Genomic DNA, 6,925 nt, shown 5'->3' with positions numbered 1-6,925 from the left:
GGTTCAGCTCCTGCTCCCAGTTGGCTATCCACGGCATCACGGTATGCCGCACAAACTGGATGGACTGCTCGCTGATATTGGAATAGGTCGCCTTCTCCAGATCGTTAATCATGTGGGCGGGCACATTGAAGAGACTGGCAATCATGGAGCGGTTGAGTTTCAGCATGTCAATCAGCTGGGCGTCCACCGGGGACACGGTCAGGGCGTGGTAATCCAGGTCAGCCGGTAACAGCAGGGTCTTGTTTTCCTCCCGGCGCAGCGCCGCCGAGGCATTTCGCCACATCTGCTTGAGCCGTTCCCAGCCGTCTTTGTTGACTTCACCCTTCACAGAAACAATCCCGGCCGGACGGGCATTGCCGCCAAAAAAGGCACTGGTGTACTTCTGCCCGCTCATGCCCATGCCGATGGTTTCGGCGTGTTGCAGGATGGGACTTAAGCCCAGCTTGCGGTTATTGCCCAGCGCCCGGATGTGGATCATGTCATCGGGACTGATGGCGAAACTGCCGTCTTCGTTGTACACGCCGTAGGTGTAGCGGCCGCCGGTTTTCAACAGGGTGGTTTCCCATCAGCCGTTATGGATGTACTGCCATCTTCTTTTATAAGTATCATCATCATAGTTTTCGCCTCATTTAGCATATTCAACTGATGTGTTTGATATAACCCCGTCATTTTTACATCGGGATTATATAAAGTTCTGCATAAGTCATTCGTCACCGCCTTAAATAGGGGCAATGTCCGAAAATCGGACTTTGGTTTCTGACTGCATTTCAATCACGACTCTGTGAATCATGATGGCCATGCAGGCCGTCTCTCCGGCTGTCACACCGCTTCTCTGCCTACAGCGGATATATCAATTTAATTACTTGATATGTAAGTTATAAATAAATTATTCCATTAATACATATACAAGTTTCTATACAATCTGCATTAGATCGGAAAACATCAATAATCTTGATTATTCAATTGATATATATGCCATTTATGATCTGGTGTCACTGTAGGGATAAAGCGAGGTCAGTACACTAAACGTTCTAAGCTATAAAGGGTTGCGACGAATTTCGTCGGAACCTGTTAAGTAATGGAGGTAACAGCCAACTGATAGCCCTGCCAGTAAGAAGCCCTCCCCGTCACGGTTATCACCTGACCTTTCCGCAATAACATCACCGACAGCGCCACTTCATCAAAACCTACAACACGCAGTGGGTAATCACTGCGCTTATCGCTCTGCACCTGCATGGTGGCTGGCCATAACTTTCCCTGTTCGGCTTTTGATGCGCTTGAGGGCAACGGTTATCTTCCCTGTGGCCGTAGCTATAGCTTGTGAGTTCTTTTGCTGTCTTCGTGCCATTGATTACCGCCTTAAAGATGGTTGGAATTTCAACCATCATAAAAATCAACAGGTTAAAAGTTATAACTACTTTCCAGTTCCTGACTGCGGACGTAATACGTATTCAGTCATTTAAAAAGGTATTGAGGAAATCCCAATACCCAAGGTGTGATAATCCACCTTAAAGATGGTCACGATTTTGACCGTGATCCAAATTTTAATCACAATGATTTTAAAGGATTTTTATGATGACTCAGATTTGAAGCATCTATACAAAAGGTTATGGGAAAAACCATCATTATAATAATCAATAAGTTACAAAGCACAAAGACGGTATTTAATAAGAACGGTCACTCATTCATCTCAGATGCCTACTGCTATGAACCAGATTCCGACGAAATGCGGCGCGACCTCCAAGTGGTATATTTTAAGACTCACCCAGAAGAGTCACATAGGTTTGTTGAAGGTATCGGCTGTAATGATTCACTGTCGACAAATTTGTCGGTAGCCATCGCGGATAACGCAAATGAGTACGTGGGTCATATTTCACCACCGAAGGGTAACAATAACCATGAACTCATTTTCGCAAATAATTATATTTCTTTTCTCTACTTATATATATTAAGCAAACGGTGTTGTCTCGGTTGTCTCAGTTGTCTCAATCAAGTTAACCTTTTGTTTTATAAAAACTAATTTTCAAAAATTGAGGCAACTCCGCCGATTTTATGTTGTCTCAATTTTAGTTTTTATCTCGCAAATAATTTATAACCACTTGATAAATAATAATTTAATTTCAAATTTTATGTTGTCTCAATGACCGTTATAGCCTGTCTATTCTTCTGAAAGCTGTCGCTTGGACGTCCGTGTCCAGATGCCGGCAGATTCGGTGTGGAATCAAAAGCAAGAGTCATTGCACCAGTCTAAATAATAGGCTGATGTTCAGTGTGGGGGTTGAGGAAGGGGGTTGGATTGACGAGGGAAGAAAAAGAAAGAGTAACAGGCGAATAGACAAAAGCCACCATGGCTAAGGTGGCTTTGTTGTAAGGAGATGAGATATAGAATTAGGCGGCTTTTTTAACTTGAAAAAGGTCAGCGTCCAGTTTTGTGTGTAATTCTTTTACACGTGAAACGCACGCTTCCATTTCATTAAGTAGTTTAAATATAGTTTCAAAATCATATTGTTTTTTCATGTTAATACCCTCGCAGTTTTTAAATATAAGGCTTTTCATCCAGCGCCGCAATTGCCCCACAAAGTGCTTCAGGATTGTCATCATCAATTGCTTTAGCTAATTCACGAGTTAGGGCAATATATTCATCAACATACGCGCTAAATTGATCTTCTTCGATATCCAACCAAGCGGCAACTTTCTGAGCCAAATCACGATATTTTATCAATTCTTCAGCTATCTCAGTGAAGCTTGGATTATGTTTTCTTAGCTCAATTAACGGCAAGAGCTTAGCCTTCTTTAAAATCGAGCTAATTTCACCAAAAATTGCAGCGTGTAGCTCGTGAAAACGGCTAACGGCTCTTTTATGCAACTCTGGATCTTTGTATACAGTATTCTTAGCGGTCACAAATTATACTCCATGTATAATGCTTGACAATGTATTTTGCAAGGCATCTTGGTAAATAATTTTCAACTACATAACTGATAAAAGTTTAAGGGGAAGAAAACTTACTTCTTATAACAAATTGATTTTACATCAATTAACAGTTACTTTTGAATTTTAGCTCATAAGTTTACTGTCTTATAATTCATTAAGTTTTATTACTGTCACTGTGGGTAACAATCCCTTTATTATTCCTAAACGAGCAGGATGATGATTTTTATTATCCTGCCAGAATCATGCTATTAAGCATTATTATGCGCTTGTGTAAGGTGCTATACACTACATTACTTTTATTGATGTTTAATAGGAAATTATCTGATTTTTGAGATAACAGGCGTAATTAATTCACGCAGAACGCAATAAAAAATTATTATTTCACTTTAATATTATTTCGATGGTTTATATTATTGATGTGATAATTTTACATGCTTGTAAAAGTTAACTTATGGAAATTGGTGAGTGTATTAAATCGTCTCACTTACCCACTGATTTTTGAGTGAGGTTTGTCATGGAGGCTTGCTTATACTGAAACTAATAGGTGAATAACCTACATGATATAGCAGTTATCATTTCAGTACTCTATTAATGATGAAGTAATCACGAGTCAAAAAATATTGACGAAATATTTTTTAGGCATTTCATCAGAAGGAGCACGACATGAAGATTATCAATATATTATTTTGTGCAGCTTTATATTGTTTGTTGATATCCCCAGTCTGGGCAGATGAGAAAATGGTTAATGCAGAAAAACAACAGGTTCTTTCTGCTGACTATAATATGGAATTTAAAAATCACTCTTTTTCTGTCAATGATCTCGTGATAGTCAAACAAAGCACCGACTGTATGTATGATAGTGGTGCAGATCAGATAAAGGTTAAGCCTGGCAACCAGCAAAGTATCCATTTGCAAGACAACGATAATTTATTTAGTGCTTGCACACTTAGGCCTAAATGGGTTGAGTGGGCGGTTTCTAGTGACTCTATGAGTTGTGCTTTGAGATTTGAGCGTGGATACGAGTTCAGTGATGTAGGTTGGTATACGGTGATTAAAGGGTGTCCGAATATAGTTAAGAGCGCTACTTGTGGAAATGCTGACTGCAATCAGACTAACGCTTACGGAAGTTCATCGTATATGGATATCAGTGTAGAATTCCTTGTTCGGTGAATTTGGTACGCTTCCACATCCTATGCAAAAAGGTGGGATTTCTCACCTTTTAACCCCTCGATATCTCTTATCTCCCGCATGGTGCAGGAGTTACCTAAAATCAACATGTTACATAAATGGGATTTGAAAGCCCTTTTAACTCACACTTCCGTTTCAAACGGAGGTAGTGCGTCCACCATAACAGCTAAAATTAACTATAGGGATTCCTTGAGTTTAAGGAGTCGTATTACCGAAGTCCTCTGTTTAGGCTCCCCGATAATTTCGGGGTGGCTATCAGCGAAATTTTTCGCTCAGTTCCAATCTCCAAAATTTTATGGAGGTTACACATTGGCTGAAAATTTAGCTGATGAATCCACCCATTTAGTCGAGGTGTCCAAAGTGAGGACCTCGGAAGAATCAATAGGTTGCTTCACTGGCTGGAACATAAGCACACTGCAAATTTGCAACCGGTCATACTTTGAGCACCCTAAAACGGGGGAGCAAAATATCATCAATACAGCTTGAGTACCGAAGATATCGGTATGCAAACTGGTGGTTATTTGTACCGACGAAAAACGTTGATGCAAAATCCAATGCCTCATAATCGGATTTTTGGCGTAACTGATAGTGACTCACAAAGTTTGTGCGTCAGTAATACTGACTCACAGAATTTGCGATCCTCATTGAGTGGAGTACAAACTTTGCGCGTATCTTTTAGCGACGTGCAAAAAGAAAAGGATAGCACGGCGAATGCTACCCTTTGGGATGATGGTTCTTTTCATCACAAAATAAATCAATCGGTTAACCGTAAAGCAAATGTGCTTTACTTTAAATTACAAACAATTAAGAACTACAACTCTTTAAGAGATGTAGTTAGGTTCCCCGATAACATCGGGTTGGTTAGTTATTGTTCAACCAACTCCCCCTCTTTAAGAGGGAGAGTGAACCAAATGAAAGGTATTTACTCGGTTAATAAACATACAGTATCGCTGACACTCTGGACTGAAAAAGGCACTGATCGCATATCAAAAATTGTTGATACAGACGAGGGGCAGGGGTTCTTTGAAAAAATAGAGTTCGCTTACTTTCACCACAATAACAATGATGAGCAGTCGTGAGGTTGCGGAACTGACAGGGAAAGAAGTAAAAAACATTCATGTTGATATCTGGAACATGATTAAACAGCTTTATGGCATTAAAAAAGATGGTCACGATTTTGACCATCATAAAAATCAACAAATTAGGGTGATTGATGGCGTGATAGTTGTTATCGACAATCGCGGCTACGTTTCTGAGTTCCTACCCGACCGCCGCCATACCGAAATCCTGATTACGGGTTATGACGTTATACGCCGTGCCGCAGTGATTGACCGCTGGTTTGATTTGGAGTCAGGCAAGGCAACGCCGTTAACGCCGTTAATGTTGCTTTTAAAGCGGGTGCCGGTTCCTCTGACTATAGCCGAGCCGGACACGGTAGAAATAGTGCCTTGTGCATAAAGCATAATGTATTCCTGAGAAGAAAAGTGAGAAGTCGTCGTCGAAGTTAAACTCTGAGTGTTTGGGATAACCGCAGACCTGAATGATTCCCCGTAAATACGGGGATAAACCGGGAGTTAACCTTTAAACGCTTGTCCACTGATCACTGGCTTTAAACAGCATGCCAATACCGGAGGTAGGATATGTCGACCCGAGTCCTTGAGTACTGAGAACTACTTTAATAGTCGGCGTTGTATTTGCACGGATGGTTATCGGGGGAGTGAACAATGTGCCGGAGATACATTGCGGACCGCTGTCAGAACGCTCCATCCTGAAACGTTGTTCGGCCATAAGGGCATTATTGACATACACTGATGCCGAGGCTTGACCTGTCCCGCCCAGAGAGCCAACATACCGCTGTGTCATGATCGGCCCATAAACAAACACCCGGTCAAAGGGCATTGCTTCATTTAACCTCTTATGAAAAAAAATACTCTCGTCATTTCCAAGTGAGACGTTCCCCAATGTTACAGACACAACATCACCGACAATTTTGTTCGCATATATTGTGCCGGTAAAATTACCATTAGCCCCATTGATTGTGCCGGCGAACGTGCCACTTGTTGCATTAATCTCCCCCCTTGCCTTGATATTTTCAAACTCAGCAAAACCACTTTTATCAATTTTCCACCCCGAACTGCCGGCAACATAATTCCTAGACTGGATGAAATTGCCAATCTTGGCATTGGTAATACTGCCATCTTCGACAAACAGACTATTGGTGAACATCTGCCCGTTCTTCACCACCATAAACGGCACGGGCTTTCCGTTAACCGGGTTAAAAAAGGCAAAGTTATTGGCCGAAAACCCGATATAGGACTCCAGCCGGCCATTTTTAATCTCACCACTGATAACCATGCCGCCCGCAGTGTATTTCTGCCCCTGATGATTAAGGGTGATATTCACGCTGTGCATGGCATAACCATTACCGGACTGGTTAAATTCCGCCTGCATTTTGGAGTTAATCACCGCCGACTGCTCTTTGAATTTCGCCTGAACACGCTGGTCAGATTCAGAGTATGCAGAATCTAATTTCGCAATAGCGCGTTTATTCTCCTGAATACCTGTTTGGATTTTTCCATTTAAATCCGCTTTCACCTCAGTAATAGACTGCGCCCATGCCTCTTTCTCATCCGCAAACACCCGATCAAGCCGTTTGATTTCGGCCTTGTTCTCGCCATCCCGCACCAGTAATTCCCGGGCATTTTCCTGAATCGCGGCACCGTTAATCAGGGCAGCTTCCGCCTGATAATCCAGTTCAGTCTGCAACCGTTTTCCGGCCTCAGCAGAGAGGAACTGGTTACCGGC

At 41.9% G+C, this 6,925-nt stretch carries 7 protein-coding genes and 1 pseudogene; 3 read left to right on the top strand and 5 right to left on the bottom strand.

The features are described from left to right. From H8A87_RS01160 to H8A87_RS01150, 4 genes and pseudogenes are all read right to left on the bottom strand, one after another. A pseudogene (locus H8A87_RS01160) lies at window positions 1-565 on the bottom strand (phage portal protein); the annotation flags it as partial. 506 nt (window positions 566-1,071) lie between these two features. After that, window positions 1,072-1,287, bottom strand: coding sequence for a hypothetical protein (locus tag H8A87_RS01155; protein WP_232370006.1), 216 nt, complete (start codon window positions 1,285-1,287; stop codon window positions 1,072-1,074). A 1,101-nt stretch (window positions 1,288-2,388) separates the two neighbouring features. Continuing rightward, window positions 2,389-2,517: a hypothetical protein gene (locus H8A87_RS20140; protein WP_269749506.1), complete on the bottom strand. Its 129-nt coding sequence runs from the start codon at window positions 2,515-2,517 to the stop codon at window positions 2,389-2,391. Between the two features lie 19 nt (window positions 2,518-2,536). Further along, window positions 2,537-2,902, bottom strand: a complete 366-nt coding sequence (locus H8A87_RS01150; protein WP_198688201.1) for a hypothetical protein — start codon at window positions 2,900-2,902, stop codon at window positions 2,537-2,539. Between the two features lie 693 nt (window positions 2,903-3,595). On the opposite strand from H8A87_RS01150, the gene H8A87_RS01145 reads away from it, so the two are divergent. The 3 genes from H8A87_RS01145 to H8A87_RS01135 all read left to right on the top strand — a co-directional run bounded on the left by H8A87_RS01145 (window position 3,596) and on the right by H8A87_RS01135 (window position 5,578). Then, window positions 3,596-4,102: a hypothetical protein gene (locus H8A87_RS01145; protein ID WP_198688200.1), complete on the top strand. Its 507-nt coding sequence runs from the start codon at window positions 3,596-3,598 to the stop codon at window positions 4,100-4,102. A gap of 500 nt (window positions 4,103-4,602) precedes the next feature. Continuing rightward, on the top strand, window positions 4,603-5,199 hold the full coding sequence (locus H8A87_RS19715; protein WP_232370005.1) for a hypothetical protein: 597 nt from the start codon (window positions 4,603-4,605) through the stop codon (window positions 5,197-5,199). Next, a complete protein-coding gene (locus tag H8A87_RS01135; RefSeq protein ID WP_198688199.1) occupies window positions 5,183-5,578 on the top strand; it encodes a Rha family transcriptional regulator in 396 nt (131 codons plus the stop codon). The genes H8A87_RS19715 and H8A87_RS01135 overlap by 17 nt, the downstream gene beginning before the upstream one ends. Window positions 5,579-5,701: 123 nt before the next feature. Here the strand turns inward: H8A87_RS01135 and H8A87_RS01130 are convergent. Beyond that, window positions 5,702-6,925 (bottom strand): phage tail tip fiber protein (locus H8A87_RS01130; RefSeq protein ID WP_198688198.1); only part of this gene is annotated, 1,224 nt, incomplete at its 5' end.

The sequence above is a fragment of the Xenorhabdus lircayensis genome (assembly GCF_016306625.1).
Classification (GTDB): Bacteria; Pseudomonadota; Gammaproteobacteria; order Enterobacterales; family Enterobacteriaceae; genus Xenorhabdus; species Xenorhabdus lircayensis.
This window is presented reverse-complemented; position numbering and strand designations above follow the sequence as displayed.

Bases quoted from the DNA above. Each gene is read 5' to 3' on its own strand.
- H8A87_RS01135 (WP_198688199.1), top strand. From the start codon at position 5,183: ATGATGAGCAGTCGTGAGGTTGCGGAACTGACAGGGAAAGAAGTAAAA.
- H8A87_RS01145 (WP_198688200.1), top strand. From the start codon at position 3,596: ATGAAGATTATCAATATATTATTTTGTGCAGCTTTATATTGTTTGTTG.
- H8A87_RS20140 (WP_269749506.1), bottom strand. From the start codon at position 2,517: ATGAAAAAACAATATGATTTTGAAACTATATTTAAACTACTTAATGAA.